The organism is Yersinia sp. 2545 StPb PI (genome assembly GCF_052217125.1).
GTDB lineage: Bacteria > Pseudomonadota > Gammaproteobacteria > Enterobacterales > Enterobacteriaceae > Yersinia > Yersinia enterocolitica_E.
Genome location: NZ_JAZGPY010000001.1, coordinates 4,595,948 through 4,611,713 on the forward strand (window position 1 = coordinate 4,595,948; position 15,766 = coordinate 4,611,713).

The following is a 15,766-nucleotide window of genomic DNA, read 5'->3' on the forward strand; positions in this document are numbered from 1 at the left end:
TTTCACATCCCCTGTCTGGTCCGGGGATTATCTTGGATTCACTATATGACAGGAAACACATTGCTGAAATTGATATATTAACAATGTGACGTTGCAAATTCTGCAATACAGTTTATTTCTTATGCAATACAATAGCTCTTCTCACCTAAGAGGCTGTCTGTTATGGATTTACGTGACCTGAAATTGTTTCTGCATTTGGCTGAAAGCCGCCACTTTGGCCGCACGGCTAAAGCGACACACGTCAGTCCATCCACCCTATCGCGCCAGATTCAGCGGCTGGAGGAGACGCTCGGACAGCCCCTGTTTTTACGAGACAACCGCACGGTGCAACTGACCGATGCCGGTACACAGCTCAAGGCTTTTGCTCAACAGACATTGCTGCAGTACCAACAGCTGCGCCATGCCTTGGGTCAGCACGGGCCATCACTCAGTGGCGAACTGCGGCTATTTTGTTCAGTCACCGCCGCCTATAGCCATTTACCCCCCATTCTCGATCGTTTTCGCGCACGTCATCCGTTGGTTGAAATCAAACTCACTACCGGTGATGCCGCCGATGCGGTAGATAAAGTGCAATCGAATGAGGCTGATCTCGGTATTGCTGGTCGCCCTGAAGTGCTCCCCACCAGCATCGCCTTTACCCAGATTGGCGAGATTCCACTGGTTTTGATTGCGCCAGCCCTGCCTTGCGCAGTGCGTTCACAGGTCTCGGTGGAGCAGCCCGATTGGGCCACGGTCCCCTTTATTTTGCCTGAGCATGGCCCATCACGAAAACGCATTGATTTGTGGTTCCGCCGCCAGCGCATCAGTAACCCATTGATTTATGCTACGGTTTCCGGCCATGAAGCAATTGTATCAATGGTAGCATTGGGCTGCGGTGTGGCACTGATCCCATCAGTAGTGGTGGATAACAGCCCGGAACCGGTGCGCAACCGCATTTCCTTGCTGGATGATATCTCGTTGGTCGAGCCATTTGAGCTGGGTGTGTGTGTGCCCAAAAAACGGCTCAATGAGCCGTTGATCGAAGCATTTTGGGGGCTGCTGTAGTTTACAATCGCGAAGCGTAATTTATGGCGGGAACAAGATTCCTCGGCCCCAGAGTTAAAGGATTACACATAGTCGCCTCCACAGGAGCAGGAGCGCTCTCTTTGGTAGGGAAACTGTTTATCGAATCGGTCAGTTGGCAGGTGTCGCTTTGCAAGTTGTTGGTAATGTTTACGTTGGGATAGGTATCAACCAGGTTATAAGTGATTTCACCAGCAGCATTAGTTTTCTGTTCAGCGCGGTGCGTTATATTATTTTTAGCATCGAAACTTTGTTTTACTACCACTGTTTCGCTCAATTGTACTGCCTTTTTAACTGGGTCATAACTAAAACTTTCAACGACCCTCTTAGTCATATTATTGTTAGAATCAAAGTGCTCGATAGCCTGATTTATCGTATTGGTAGCTGCATCAAAGGTTTTCACTTTAACCGTCTTATTGCTTGCAGCATCAATGTGTTCTCTTGTTACAATTTGCCTAACGATCTCCCCTTTGCGACGCGTTGTTTCAATTGTTGTCGTCCCATCACGCATTGAATAAGACCGAATTGAGTTTTGCAGAGGATTCAAACGGTTACTTAGCGGCGTAGGGGGTATGTAGTCAGGTACCGGTGACTTAATTGATGCCTTAATCAAGGCTAATGTTTCACTCATATAAAATCTCCATATATTATTCAAACCATGAGAAACAATAAACATTCAACAATGTGGTAATTAACTGCGATATTATTAATCTCAATTAATAAATCCACAGATGATATTACGCTGCACTAATACTGAATTTCATTTGGAATGCTTATTTTTGAGAATATATAAGAAGATTAAATATAACTAAGTGGAAATAAAAAACTCAGCGCTTATTAGCCCTGAGTTTTATTGTGGTTGATAGGTATTCACCGCCACTTCATCCAGCCAAAACTTAACCCGCCAAAAAGAACTTAAACGCCGGGTTGTTGGTTTCATCATGGCAATCATAGCCCAAAGCGGCCAAGTGCTCTTCAAATTGCGGCTCAGAATCTGACAACTCAAACCCTGCCAATACCCGACCAAAATCAGTGCCATGGCTACGATAGTGGAACAAAGAGATATTCCAGTGCGTACCTAATGTATGCAAGAACTTCAGCAATGCGCCCGGTGATTCAGGGAATTCAAAGCTGTACAGCCGCTCACGCAATGGTTTGGAAGGTCGACCACCCACCATATAACGCACATGCAGTTTGGCCATCTCGTCGTCAGATAGGTCCACCACCTGATAATCTTTTGCCTGTAGCTCAGCCAATATCTCTGCCCGCTCGGCATAGCCGCGCGTCAAACGTACCCCTACGAAAATGCAGGCATTATCGGCATCCGCATAACGGTAGTTGAATTCAGTGACCGAACGCCCCCCCAGCAACTCGCAGAAACGGAGAAAACTGCCTTTTTTCTCGGGGATAGTTACGGCCAGCAAAGCTTCACGCTGCTCGCCCAGCTCACAACGTTCTGACACATAGCGCAGACCGTGGAAGTTCACGTTAGCACCGGACAGCACATGGGCCAGACGTTCGCCTTTGATATTATGCTGCTGAACATACTTTTTCAGGCCCGCCAGCGCCAAAGCACCAGAAGGTTCGGCGATGGCACGCACATCTTCAAATAAATCTTTTACTGCCGCACAGATAGCATCACTGTCGACGGTTATCACCTCGTCCAAATACTCTTGGCACAGGCGGAATGGCTCATCGCCAATACGTTTAACGGCGACACCCTCGGCAAATAACCCAACACGGGCCAGGTCAACCGGCTTGCCCGCATCCAGTGCGGCACGTAAACAAGCTGAGTCTTCCGCTTCAACCCCGATCACTTTAATCTGCGGCATCAGTTGCTTGATAAGCACCGCCACACCGGCCACCAGCCCACCGCCACCGACCGGGACAAAAATCCGATCAAGGTGTGCGTCTTGCTGGAGTAACTCCATCGCCAGCGTCCCCTGCCCGGCGATAACGGCCGGATGGTCAAACGGCGGCACAAAGGTATAACCCTGCTGCTGGGATAACTCGATAGCTTTGCCTTTGGCTTCATCGAAATTGGCACCGAACAGCAGCACCTCACCACCAAAACCGCGCACGGCATCCACTTTGATGTCAGCGGTTGCTACCGGCATCACGATAAGTGCCTTGATACCCAGCTTACTGGCTGAGAGGGCGACACCTTGCGCATGATTACCGGCAGAGGCGGTTATCACACCACAGGCTTTCTGCTCTTCTGTCAGACCCGCCAGCATCGCATAAGCACCACGCAGCTTAAAACTGTGCACTGGCTGGCGATCTTCACGTTTAACCAAAATAGTATTAGCCAGGCGGGAAGAGATTTTTTCCATCACTTGCAACGGGGTGACTTGCGCCACCTCATACACCGGCGCGCGCAATATCGCCCGCAGATATTCTGCCCCGCAAGGGGCAGCAGATAAGGGTTGTGATACCGCCATGGGTATTAGCCTCCCAGCTTACTTTTGTCGCGCACAGCACCTTTGTCGGCGCTGGTTGCCAGCAGAGCATAAGCGCGCAGTGCATAAGAAACCTGACGTTCGCGGGCTTTAGGCGACCAGGCAGCATCGCCACGGGCTTCTTCCGTTTCACGACGAGCAGTCAGCTCAGATTCGCTCACATCCAACACAATGCCACGGTTCGGGATATCGATATCAATGAAATCGCCATCCTGCACCAGACCAATCAGGCCGCCACTGGCCGCTTCTGGTGAAACATGACCAATCGACAAACCAGACGTCCCGCCGGAGAAACGGCCATCAGTCAGCAAAGCACAGCTCTTGCCTAATCCCATGGATTTCAAATAAGTGGTCGGATAGAGCATTTCCTGCATCCCCGGCCCACCTTTTGGCCCTTCGTAACGGATAACGACCACGTCACCCGCCACAACTTTACCGCCGAGAATCGCTGCTACCGCATCATCCTGACTCTCATACACTTTTGCCGGGCCACGGAAGGTCAGGCTCTCTTTATCCACACCGGCGGTTTTAACAATACAACCGTTCGCGGCGATATTGCCGTACAGCACAGCTAAACCGCCGTCTTGGCTGTAAGCATGTTCGCGAGTACGGATACAACCCTCTTCGCGGTCAGTATCCAGTGATGGGAAGCGGCAATCCTGCGAGAAGGCTTTAGTGGTACGAATACCCGCCGGGCCCGCGGCGTACATCTGCTTGACCCCTTCGTCACCGGTAAGCATCACGTCATAGGTTTCCAGCGTATCGGTCAGATTCAGCCCCAACACATTACGCACCTCGCGGTTAAGCAAGCCAGCCCTGTCCAGTTCGCCTAAAATACCCATAACCCCACCTGCACGGTGCACGTCTTCCATATGGTATTTCTGCGTGCTCGGCGCGACTTTACACAAATGAGGCACCTGACGAGATAAACGGTCGATATCGCTGATATCGAAATCAACCTCCCCTTCCTGTGCTGCGGCCAGTAAGTGCAGCACGGTGTTGGTCGAGCCGCCCATCGCGATATCCAGCGTCATAGCGTTTTCAAATGCGGCTTTGTTCGCGATGCTGCGCGGCAAGGCACTAACATCATCCTGTTCGTAATAACGTTTAGTCAGCTCAACAATGTGCTTACCAGCATCGAGGAACAGTTGTTTACGGTCAGCATGGGTCGCCAACAGTGAACCGTTACCTGGCAGCGCCAGACCCAGCGCCTCATTTAAGCAGTTCATCGAGTTGGCAGTAAACATCCCCGAGCAGGAACCACAGGTCGGGCAGGCAGAGCGTTCAATCTGCTCACTGTCGGCATCACTGACATTCGGGTTTGCGCCCTGGATCATGGCATCCACCAGATCCAGTTTGATGATTTTATCGGACAGCTTGGTTTTACCCGCTTCCATCGGGCCGCCGGACACAAAGATCACCGGAATATTCAAACGCAGAGACGCCATCAGCATCCCTGGGGTAATTTTGTCGCAGTTAGAGATACACACCATGGCGTCCGCGCAATGAGCGTTAACCATGTATTCTACGGAGTCGGCAATCAATTCACGTGAAGGCAGTGAATAGAGCATGCCGCCGTGGCCCATCGCGATCCCATCATCCACCGCAATAGTGTTGAACTCTTTAGCCACGCCGCCAGACGCTTCAATTTGCTCCGCTACCAGCTTGCCTAAGTCGCGCAAATGAACGTGGCCCGGTACAAACTGGGTAAATGAGTTAACCACTGCAATAATCGGTTTGCCGAAGTCATCATCGGTCATACCGGTAGCGCGCCACAGTGCACGAGCGCCGGCCATATTGCGGCCATGAGTGGTGGTATGGGAACGGTACTTAGGCATTGTCTCTTCACTCCAATGTATTCTGTGTTGCAGGTGGCGAACGAACCACCTGCTGATTCTGTCTGTCAGTTTTTATTGATTATTGATTGATTGGATCCAGCCAACCGTACTTATCTTCAGTTTCACCGGTGAACAGGCCAAAGAATGCTTGTTGGATCTTGGTGGTAACCGGGCCACGTTTACCAATACCGACCTGAATACCATCCACGCTGCGTACCGGGGTAATTTCTGCCGCAGTACCGGACATAAAGACTTCATCCGCCAAATAGAGAGATTCACGTGACAACACTTGCTCACGCACTTCCAGACCCATATCTTTCGCCAGTTTGATAATCGCATCACGGGTGATACCCGGCAGGGCTGAAGAGGTAAACGGCGGCGTGAACAGGATGCCATCTTTTACTTCAAATAGGTTTTCACCCGCACCTTCAGACAAGAAGCCATGAATATCCAGCGCAATCCCTTCCTGATAGCCGTGACGACGTGCTTCGCTGCCCACCAACAAGGAGGACAGGTAGTTACCACCGGCTTTTGCCGCAGTTGGAATGGTATTTGGTGCCACACGGTTCCATGAGGACACCATGGCATCAATGCCTTGCTCCAACGCTTCCGCACCCAGATAAGCACCCCATGGGAACGCGGCGATTATCACATCTGTTTTATAGCCATCTGGCGGGTTCACACCCATACCGACATCACCAATAAACACTAACGGGCGGATATACGCGCTGGTCAGATTGTTTTTACGCAATGTCGCACGGCAGGCTTCCATCAGCTCATCAACCGACTGGGAAACCGGCATACGATAAATTTTAGCTGAGTCATGTAAACGCTGCATATGTTCGCGGTGACGGAAAACTACCGGCCCTTTGTGGGAGTCGTAGCAACGGACACCTTCGAAGACTGACGTGCCGTAGTGTAACGCGTGAGACATCACGTGAACTTTAGCCTCTGCCCACGGAACCATGTCACCGTTAAACCAAATAAAATCAGCTTTCTTCGTCATTCTTTTCTTTCCTTGTGGCGCATCAGGCGCGTATCTGTAATGTATTAGGTTGTAGGATCTCGACGCAGGCGACATCCATAAGCTTACTTAACTGAGAAGACAGTAAATCGACAGGTCGCCCGCTGGCAACGGTCAATTCAATATTAATATTCTCAGCATTAATCATTGGCGACATATTCATAGCACAAACCTGGAAGCCACGGTGCCGCACAACCCGCAATACACGCTCTAACATTTCAGGGCGGAAGCGGGCTTGGATAGAGATTTGATGTTGGATAGAGGATTGATGGTGCATCATGAGATTTTCTCCAGCATGGTTTCATTACCTGCGCCTGGCGGCACTAACGGCCAAACGTTTTCGAGTTCGTCGATGGAAACCTGGAGCAGATAAGGGCCTTCGCTGTTAAACAGCGCATCCAGAGCGGCGTCGACTTGGTCTTTGCGGGTGATACGTTGGCCGGGGATATTAAACGCACTGGCCAGTGTGATGAAATCGGGGTTATCAGAAAGATTGGTTTCGCTATAACGTCCATCAAAAAACAGTTGCTGCCACTGTCGAACCATACCCAATCGCTGGTTATCTAATAATACGATTTTCAGCGGTAACTGTTTTCGTTTTATCGTGCCCAACTCCTGAACATTCATCATAAACGAACCGTCACCGGAGATACAGATAACCATGTCATCAGGACGGGCCATTTGTGCGCCAACCGCGGCCGGCACACCAAAACCCATCGTGCCCAAACCGCTGGATGTGATGAAATTCTCAGGTCGGGTAAAGTTCATATGCTGCGCCGTCCACATCTGGTGCTGGCCCACATCGGTAGTCACTACCGCTTGTGGTGCTTTGCGTTCAGATATCTGCTTCAGTAACAACGGAGCATAAATTGCCTGGCCAGGGTGATCGTAGCGCCAGCTATGCTGGTGTTTCAATGCCATGACCTCATCACGCCACGGCTGGATATCCAACGGTTGCTGTAATGCGGGCAGCAATACTTTCAAATCGCCCTGCAACGCGACATGCGCCTGACGCAATTTACCCAATTCAGCCGGGTCGATATCCATATGGATAACTTTTGCTTTTGCGGCGAATGTATTCAGCTTGCCGGTGACACGGTCATCAAACCGCGCGCCAACCGCTATCAATAAATCGCAATCCTGCACCGCAAAGTTTGCGGCTTTAGTGCCATGCATCCCCAGCATACCCAGATAGCACGGATGATTAGTATCCGGTGCGCCTAAACCCTTCAGAGTGGCAACCGCAGGAATACCCGTTACCTCGATAAAAGCACGTAAAGCAGGAACGGCCTGTGCCATGCCAACCCCGCCACCGACATACAACATCGGTTTTTGCGCGGTTGCCAGCATATCCCAGGCTTGTTGTAACTCGGCAGCAGAATCAACAAGATGCTCTTCAACTGGCATCAGGTGCGGGGTTAAATCACCCACAGCTAACTGAATATCCTTCGGAATATCGATTAAAACCGGTCCAGGGCGGCCACTGGTAGCAATGGCAAACGCCTCCGCCATGATACCAGGCAACGCCTCTAATGATTCAACCAGAAAACTGTGTTTGGTACAGGCAAGTGACAAACCCAATACGTCAATCTCCTGAAAAGCATCAGTACCGATTAAAGCAGACCCCACCTGACCGGTGATAGCAATGACCGGCACTGAATCCAGCAATGCATCAGCCAAACCGGTGATCAGATTAGTGGCTCCAGGTCCAGAAGTGGCAATACACACCCCGACTTTACCGGTTGCACGGGCATAGCCAATGGCAGCAATCGCAGCACCTTGCTCATGGCGGCAGAGCAAATGCTCGACACCACCATCATACAAAGCATCGTAGACAGGCATTATTGCCCCACCCGGATAGCCGAATACCGTATCAACACCCTGCGCACGCAACGCTTGAACCACCCACTGAGCACCATTCATAGTTATTTCCCCGACCTTTCGCGGGAGGCACAGGATTTTATTCTGTTGTGCATTTTATGTTCCTCGCGTCTTTAACGTACCAATAAAAAAACCCCCGGACCTTTCGGTGCGGGGGTTCTCTTGAGATTAAGGCTTGATTTTTATGCCTTTATTCGTCCAAGTGCAGCCCCGCACGGTGGGATAATAATCACCACCACGCTAATTAGGACTAGGTTAATCACTTGGACAATCGCTTTCATAATTAGGTTGTTCATCTGTCAGTGTCGAACGAATACCTACAGAGTTATCACAGTTATTGGTTATCTGACAATATTTATTTAAATTATTATTCTGTGAGCCGCTACACGATATGACACAAATATATTATTTATCAATTAGTAATACTCATATCAGTAGTTTGGCCATTTTTTGCGTACCGTATCGCAATTTTTAATTTTGATACTTCCCTTGCATCGAAATTTCTCGCGAGCGTTCGCAAATCAATTCTTTTTCGCTGTACTCAAAAAAGACCTAGGGCACACTGCTGCGGCTACCTCATATCTCAGCCCGGTCGATTAATAAAAGTCCCGGTAGCCCTACGGCAAAGGAAAGCAGCATGTCACTGGCAACCATTCATACCCGCGCCACATTAGGCATTCAGGCCCCACCGGTTACAGTAGAAGTTCATATCAGCAATGGGCTCCCCGGATTGATTTTGGTCGGATTACCGGAAACCACCGTAAAAGAGGCTCGAGATAGGGTTCGGAGCGCATTAATCAACAGTGGATTCACCTTTCCGGCGAAACGTATCACTGTTAGTTTGGCACCGGCAGACTTGCCGAAAGAGGGTGGCCGCTATGATCTCCCTATCGCTTTAGCAATACTGGCAGCGTCAGAACAGATTCCTGCGGATAAATTAACCCACTATGAGTTCTTGGGTGAGTTAGCCCTATCAGGGGCGCTAAGGCGGGTTAGCGGCGCAATTCCGGCAGCACTCGCCAGTAGCCAAGTTCAGCGGCAATTAATTCTTCCGGTCGCGAATAATCTTGAGATAGGTCTTATTCCACAAGGTAACAGCCGGGTTGCCGATCACTTGTTAGCCGTGTGCGGTTTTTTACAGGGTGAAAATACCCTTGCTCAGGGCCAGCTAGTTGAATCTACACCAGAGTGGGATAGCAGCCTCGACCTGCAAGATATCATTGGGCAGTCACAGGCTAAGCGAGCCTTAGAAATTGCTGCGGCGGGGGGCCATAACCTGCTATTACTCGGGCCACCAGGAACGGGCAAAACGATGCTGGCAAATCGGTTAACTGGATTATTGCCGCCGCTGACGGATCAAGAGGCATTAGAGGCCGCGGCCATTAACGGTCTACTGCACAGTAACGTGCTACCCGCCCAATGGCGTTGCCGGGCTTTTCGCGCCCCCCACCATAGCGCCTCAATGGCGGCACTGATTGGCGGTGGTTCTATTCCACGCCCCGGTGAAATCTCATTGGCGCACAATGGTGTACTCTTCCTGGATGAATTACCTGAATTTGAACGTCGGGTGCTGGATTCACTGCGCGAGCCACTGGAATCAGGCGAAATTATCATTTCTCGTGCAGCGGCTAAAGTGTGCTTTCCTGCCAAAGTGCAACTGATTGCCGCAATGAACCCCAGCCCCAGCGGCCATTATCAGGGTGTCCATAACCGTACACCGCCACAACAGATTCTGCGCTATCTGGCAAAATTGTCGGGGCCGTTTCTGGACAGGTTTGATTTGTCGATAGAGGTGCCATTGCTGCCATCAGGTATGCTGGGGGCTCAGAAACATCAAGGGGAAAGCAGTGAAACGGTCAGGCTACGAGTATTGCAGGCAAGGCAGAGGCAATTGGATCGAGCAGGGAAGATAAATTCTCAGCTTAATAGCCAAGAAATTGCCGAATATTGCTCCCTCACTCCTGAGAATGCGGCCTTTCTGGAGCAAGTCCTGCTGACGCTGGGTTTGTCGGTACGCGCCTGGCACCATATTTTAAAAGTAGCGCGGAGCATTGCCGATCTCGCTCAGGAGAATTACATCCAAAGAAATCATCTTTCGGAAGCACTGAGCTATCGTTGTATGGACCGGCTGCTGTTGCAGTTACACAAGAGCCTGATGTAAATAGGGGAGCAAAAAATCCACTATTATCAAACACCTCTCTGATATCCAAAGTCATTGGAATCGCAGGTAGGTAGCAAGCAAACGCATCCCGATGAGCTTACTCAAGTAAGTGATTCGGGTAAGAGCGCGCCGCTAACACCCCTGTGGTTCCACTAACGAAGAGTATTATCCAAAGTCATTGGAATCGCAGGTAGGCTGCAAGCAAACGCATCCCGATGAGCTTACTCAAGTAAGTGATTCGGGTAAGAGCGCGCCGCTAACACCCCTGTGGTTCCACTAACGAAGAGTATTATCCAAAGTCATTGGAATCGCAGGTAGGCTGCAAGCAAACGCATCCCGATGAGCTTACTCAAGTAAGTGATTCGGGTAAGAGCGCGCCGCGAACACCCCTGCGATTTCAAGGACGAAGGATAAGAGGGGATTAATCGTCGCTATCGGTATAATCTTCCACCGCATCCATCTGCGGCTTGCCGCCTGATAGAGTATGGAATCGTTTAGGACGACGAGTTCGGGTCACATATTTGGACCAGACTTTCTCCTCGGCACTGACGGGCTCACGTTCGCCGCGACAAACAGCAACAAACAACTGTTCTTCTTCCGTTACAGGCTGGCGTTTTCCGAGATCGAGTTCGTTGAAGGCGTAGCCATGGCGCTCTAGTAATTGCGCCTCTTTAATGGTGAAATCGCCGTGGCGCGAGAACCCGCGAGGATAATGCTTATTATCAAAAAAACGATTGGTCGTGATGAAGCTATCCGCCATCTGACACGCTCCTAATTCTCTCATGGTCGTGCTGTTTATGGCGCGGAGTATTAGATAGGCTTGACAGCGTGTAAAACAAAACATTTAAATCTTAACGACAAAAAAAATTGGAGATGGGTTTGGATACCGAATTACTGAAAACCTTTTTGGAGGTCAGTAGGACTCGCCACTTTGGTCGCGCTGCTGAATCTTTGTACTTAACACAGTCGGCGGTAAGTTTTCGTATCCGTCAGTTGGAAAATCAATTAGGTGCAAATTTATTCACTCGTCATCGCAATAATATTCGTCTGACACCTGCGGGAGAACGTTTGGTGCCTTACGCAGAAACACTGATGAGTACCTGGCAACTAGCCAAAAAAGAGGTTGCTCACTCACTACAGCATACCGAGTTGTCCATTGGTGCAACCGCCTCACTGTGGGAGGCATACCTCACTCCGTGGTTGCAACAATTATATAAACAACGAGAGGCATTGCGCCTTGAGGCGCGGATTGCACTGCGGCACTCGCTGGTGAAACAGTTGCACGAGCGGCAACTGGATTTATTGATAACGACCGAACCGCCTAAAATGGATGAACTGGCAAGCCAACTGTTAGGGCATTTTTCGCTGCGACTATTTTCTTTTGAGCCGATTGATTTATCGAAAGAAACTGAGCCAGACGCCGAGCATAAAAATGCAAATGAGGCACCTTACATCAAGCTTGAGTGGGGAGCTGATTTTCATCAGCAAGAGAATAGATTGCTGGAGAGCGAGCAAATGCCGGTATTAACGACCACATCGGCACATTTGACCCGGCAGCTATTGGAAACCACCGGTGGCTGTGCTTTCCTGCCCGAACACTGGCAAAAAGAATACCCTCAATTGGCCATGAACGCTGATATGCCAGCTATTGTGCGGCCACTGTATGCTGTTTGGTTGCAAAACAGTGACCAGCAAACATTGATTCGACAACTGTTAAAAACACCGATGAATAACGCAGCTCAGAGCGCTATACGGGATTAAGTGGCGGCGACTGAGGGCGAGCACGCCGGTTCAGATAAAAAGCACTCATCGCCTTCTGAATCGCAATAAAGCTAAATAATAATATTCCGATGACAATTTTGGTCCACCATGAGCTAAGTGTGCCATCGAATGTGATATAGCTCTGAATCAACCCCTGAATCAAGACGCCAAACAGCGTGCCGAAAACTGTCCCGATACCACCGGTAAGTAATGTGCCACCGATAACGACTGCGGCAATGGCATCTAGCTCAACACCACTGGCTGCTAATGCATAGCCAGCAGAGGTATAGAGTGAGAAAACGATTCCCGATAGCGCGGCTAACGTGCTCGATAACATATAAATTTTAATTGTCGTTTGCCTGACAGGAACACCCATCAGTCCAGCAGAAACGCTATTACCGCCAATGGCATAAACATTATGACCAAAGCGGGTTCGATGAGCCAACAGAATGCCAAATGCCACAACCATTAGCATGATGAAGGCTAATAATGTGAATCGCCCGCCACCAGGAACTTTCCAGGCATAATTCGCCAGCGTGGCATAAAGTGGGTGATCAATAGGTATCGACTCTTCAGAGACGATAAAACTCATACCACGAACGAAGAACATCCCAGCCAGAGTAATAATAAACGCAGGGAGTTTCAGAGAATCAATAATCCATCCCATCAATGCACCAAACATCGCCCCCATAACTAAGACAATGGCAAAAGCATACATTGGGTGAATACCATAAGTTCCGATTAACTTAGCCAATAACACGCCGGTAAATGCAATTACCGACCCAACCGATAAATCGATGCCGCCCGATAGAATAACGAAAGTCATCCCTACGGCGACGATGCCCAGAAAAGCATTATCAGTCAGTAAATCACACCACACTCGGGTGGAGGAGAAACTGGGGAACTGACTGAGACAAAAAACGTATCCCAGAATAAAAACGGCGATAGTAATCAGCAAAGGAATATTGCGCTTTAACATTATTTTCGCCTCGTGAAGATATGGCTAAATGAGATCATCGGTGACTGCACAATCAAGACGGCTAATACCACAATAGCTTTAAGGACCAGGTTAAATTCTGGCTGATAGCCTGAAAGTAAGATCCCTGTATTCATCCCTTGAATAATCAAAGCGCCAATAACCGAAAGCAAAAGATTAAACCTCCCTCCCATTAAAGATGCACCACCAATGACTACCGCCAGAATTGCATCCAGCTCCAGCCATAAACCAGCATTGTTAGCATCGGCACCACGAATATCTGCCGTCACAATAATGCCAGCGACCGCTGCACAGATACCACAAATCACATACACGGCAATCAGCACCAAGCGAGTACTCACTCCCGCATTACGTGCTGATCGTAAGTTGATACCAACGGACTCAATGAATAGACCCAGTGCTGTTTTTCGGGTCAATAACCACACTATAATCAACATACTAAATGCGATGACTACTGACATCGGCAAATACATCAGCGTGCTGCTACCCAACTTCGCCAAGCCACCTGTATCAAATGTAACAATCTGCCCCTCAGTAATAAGCTGGGCTATCCCCCGTCCTGCCACCATTAACATTAAGGTGGCCACAATCGGTTGGATTTGTAATACCGCCACTAAGAAACCGTTCCATAAACCACATAACGCGCCAACCGCAAGGGCGGCGACTAATACCGTGGGTAAAGGATATCCAGCACTGGTCAGTGTGGCTGCAGTTGCACCGGCTATTGCCATTACCGCACCAACCGACAAATCAATGCCGCCAGTAGCAATGACCAGTGTCATACCTAATGCCAGTAAAGCAACGGGAGCACCGCGATTTAGAATATCGATGACACTGCCAAACAACCGTCCATCCTGAATATGGATCGAGAAAAAGTTCGGGGCGACTAAACTATCAATCAATAAAATGACCGCCAGAGCACCAAATTGAGTGGCACCTTTCGGCAAGACCCATTTAACTTTGCGCGGTCGTTGCGGCATTGACAGGCTCCTATTAACCATGAAGTAACTCCTTATTGCACCGCGATCGCCTGCATGATGGCAGGAACGGAAATCTCATCGTGACCGAGTTGTGCAATATGTCGACGGTCACGCAGAACAATGACGCGATCGGCATAACCTGCCAATTCCTCTAATTCGGAAGAGATAATTAACAGTGCCAGCCCTTCATCACACAGTTTCTCAATCAGCCGAATAATTTCAGCATGCGCCCCCACGTCAATACCGCGCGTTGGCTCATCTAAAATCAAAAATCGAGGTTTTGTGGCAAGCCAGCGCGCTAATAAAACTTTTTGCTGGTTTCCACCGGAGAGATACTGAATTTGTTGCTCAGGGCCAGGAGTACGAATACCAAGCTGCTGAATGAATTGCTCAGCAATTTGCGTTTGTTCCCGCATTGAAAGTGGCCTTAGCCATCCGCGCTGGGCCTGTAAGGCCAGAATAATATTCTCCCGAACTGTTGCAGCACCGACGATGCCATCAGTTTTACGATCTTCTGGGCAATAGCCAAAACCGAATTTTGATGCCGTGCGTGGTGTTCGGATCTTAACGGGCTTGCCTTGTATTTTGGCCTCCCCAGTATCCGGTGTCGTAACACCAAAAATTAATTGCGCAGTCTCGGTGCGCCCAGACCCCAATAGCCCAGCAAGTCCGACAATTTCACCAGGAGAAACAGCCAAATCGAAGTTTTCCACCACACCCCGCCGACCATAGTTTTTAAACTCAACCAGTGGGTTGCTTGCCACAATATTATGTTCACCACGTTTGAGTAATTGCTCATCAAAGCTATGACCCAACATCATCTGAACCAATTCGATACGGGGAAGTTCTGCGGTTGTTTTAGTGCCAACAAGTTTGCCATTGCGTAAGACAGTAATACGATCACTGATCCGATAAACCTGATCGAGGAAATGCGTCACGAATACCATACCGATACCCTGATCTCGTAACTGACGCAAAATATCCAGCAACATACTGACTTCTTTAGCATCTAAACTTGCCGTTGGCTCATCCAGAATAAGTACTTTTGCTGATAGATCGACCGCACGAGCAATGGCGACAATCTGTTGTATTGCAATAGAAAAGTTAGCTAACGGTTGCTGCACATCTAATGTAAGACCATAGCCCGTTAGCAGCTTTTCTGCCTGTAGATTCATTGTGCGATGGTCAATTAGCCCCCAACGTAATGGCTCACGGCCAATGAATAGATTTGCCGCAACAGATATATTGGGCAGCAAGTTGACCTCTTGATAAACAGTGCCAATCCCCAGTTTCTGGGCATCCGCAGTATCAAGGGGACAAATGGCCTTACCATCTAAATAAACTTCACCGGCGGCCCGCTTATAGACCCCAGTTAATGCTTTGATTAAAGTCGACTTTCCTGCACCATTTTCCCCTAACAATGCGACAACTTCACCGCGAAGCAGAGAAAAATCGACAGAGTCCAATGCCTTAACACCAGGAAATTCAACTGACAAGCCACGGACTTCTAGCAGTGTTTCCATCAGATGTACCCACGTTCAAAAACGACTCAGATATTGCCCAAATACAGGTGACGAAAGCAGGCGGGGCAAGCCCCGCCATT

14 protein-coding genes are annotated in these 15,766 nt (G+C 49.4%); 3 read left to right on the plus strand and 11 right to left on the minus strand.

The genetic code is table 11. From position 1 onward, the window contains the following. Positions 1 to 162 precede the first annotated feature (162 nt). Positions 163 to 1,044, plus strand: a complete 882-nt coding sequence (ilvY, locus tag V1955_RS21330) for an HTH-type transcriptional activator IlvY (RefSeq protein WP_005190304.1) — start codon at positions 163 to 165, stop codon at positions 1,042 to 1,044. 1 nt (position 1,045) lies between these two features. Here ilvY and V1955_RS21335 read toward each other — a convergent pair whose 3' ends face one another. The 7 genes from V1955_RS21335 to ilvL form a co-directional block, all read right to left on the minus strand. Beyond that, a complete protein-coding gene (locus tag V1955_RS21335; RefSeq protein WP_420073695.1) occupies positions 1,046 to 1,693 on the minus strand; it encodes a hypothetical protein in 648 nt (215 codons plus the stop codon). A gap of 265 nt (positions 1,694 to 1,958) precedes the next feature. Further along, positions 1,959 to 3,503, minus strand: a complete 1,545-nt coding sequence (ilvA, locus tag V1955_RS21340; protein ID WP_083161842.1) for a threonine ammonia-lyase, biosynthetic — start codon at positions 3,501 to 3,503, stop codon at positions 1,959 to 1,961. A 5-nt stretch (positions 3,504 to 3,508) separates the two neighbouring features. After that, on the minus strand, positions 3,509 to 5,359 hold the full coding sequence (gene ilvD, locus V1955_RS21345; protein ID WP_083161840.1) for a dihydroxy-acid dehydratase: 1,851 nt from the start codon (positions 5,357 to 5,359) through the stop codon (positions 3,509 to 3,511). A gap of 79 nt (positions 5,360 to 5,438) precedes the next feature. Continuing rightward, positions 5,439 to 6,365: a branched-chain amino acid transaminase gene (locus tag V1955_RS21350; RefSeq protein WP_083161838.1), complete on the minus strand. Its 927-nt coding sequence runs from the start codon at positions 6,363 to 6,365 to the stop codon at positions 5,439 to 5,441. A gap of 22 nt (positions 6,366 to 6,387) precedes the next feature. Then, positions 6,388 to 6,660 carry an acetolactate synthase 2 small subunit gene (gene ilvM / locus V1955_RS21355; protein WP_372560674.1) on the minus strand — a complete coding sequence of 91 codons (273 nt, stop codon included), beginning with the start codon at positions 6,658 to 6,660 and terminating at the stop codon, positions 6,388 to 6,390. Next, complete coding sequence (gene ilvG / locus V1955_RS21360; protein WP_083161836.1) at positions 6,660 to 8,306, minus strand: acetolactate synthase 2 catalytic subunit; 1,647 nt, start codon at positions 8,304 to 8,306, stop codon at positions 6,660 to 6,662. Before ilvG ends, ilvM begins: the two co-directional genes overlap by 1 nt. Before the next feature lie 140 nt (positions 8,307 to 8,446). Beyond that, entirely contained in the window at positions 8,447 to 8,545 is a 99-nt protein-coding gene (ilvL, locus tag V1955_RS21365; protein WP_071817873.1) for an ilv operon leader peptide, read from the minus strand. Positions 8,546 to 8,901: 356 nt separating this feature from the next. On the opposite strand from ilvL, the gene V1955_RS21370 reads away from it, so the two are divergent. Further along, on the plus strand, positions 8,902 to 10,425 hold the full coding sequence (locus V1955_RS21370; protein ID WP_372569773.1) for a YifB family Mg chelatase-like AAA ATPase: 1,524 nt from the start codon (positions 8,902 to 8,904) through the stop codon (positions 10,423 to 10,425). A 421-nt stretch (positions 10,426 to 10,846) separates the two neighbouring features. Here the strand turns inward: V1955_RS21370 and V1955_RS21375 are convergent, their stop codons facing one another. Next, the gene (locus tag V1955_RS21375; protein ID WP_005190326.1) at positions 10,847 to 11,185 is read right to left on the minus strand and encodes a DUF413 domain-containing protein; all 339 of its coding nucleotides are present in this window, start codon (positions 11,183 to 11,185) and stop codon (positions 10,847 to 10,849) included. Between the two features lie 119 nt (positions 11,186 to 11,304). Here V1955_RS21375 and hdfR point away from each other — a divergent pair, with 119 nt between their 5' ends. Then, on the plus strand, positions 11,305 to 12,186 hold the full coding sequence (hdfR, locus tag V1955_RS21380; RefSeq protein WP_083163991.1) for an HTH-type transcriptional regulator HdfR: 882 nt from the start codon (positions 11,305 to 11,307) through the stop codon (positions 12,184 to 12,186). On the opposite strand, the gene yjfF is transcribed toward hdfR, so the two are convergent. The 3 genes from yjfF to ytfR are packed head-to-tail and all read right to left on the minus strand — an operon-like array spanning position 12,173 to position 15,686. After that, a complete protein-coding gene (yjfF, locus tag V1955_RS21385; RefSeq protein ID WP_442821376.1) occupies positions 12,173 to 13,165 on the minus strand; it encodes a galactofuranose ABC transporter, permease protein YjfF in 993 nt (330 codons plus the stop codon). The genes hdfR and yjfF overlap by 14 nt on opposite strands. Next, complete coding sequence (gene ytfT / locus V1955_RS21390; protein ID WP_083161830.1) at positions 13,165 to 14,184, minus strand: galactofuranose ABC transporter, ATP-binding protein YtfT; 1,020 nt, start codon at positions 14,182 to 14,184, stop codon at positions 13,165 to 13,167. The genes yjfF and ytfT overlap by 1 nt, the downstream gene beginning before the upstream one ends. Before the next feature lie 11 nt (positions 14,185 to 14,195). Further along, complete coding sequence (ytfR, locus tag V1955_RS21395; protein ID WP_083161828.1) at positions 14,196 to 15,686, minus strand: galactofuranose ABC transporter, ATP-binding protein YtfR; 1,491 nt, start codon at positions 15,684 to 15,686, stop codon at positions 14,196 to 14,198. Between the last annotated feature and the right edge of the window lie 80 nt (positions 15,687 to 15,766).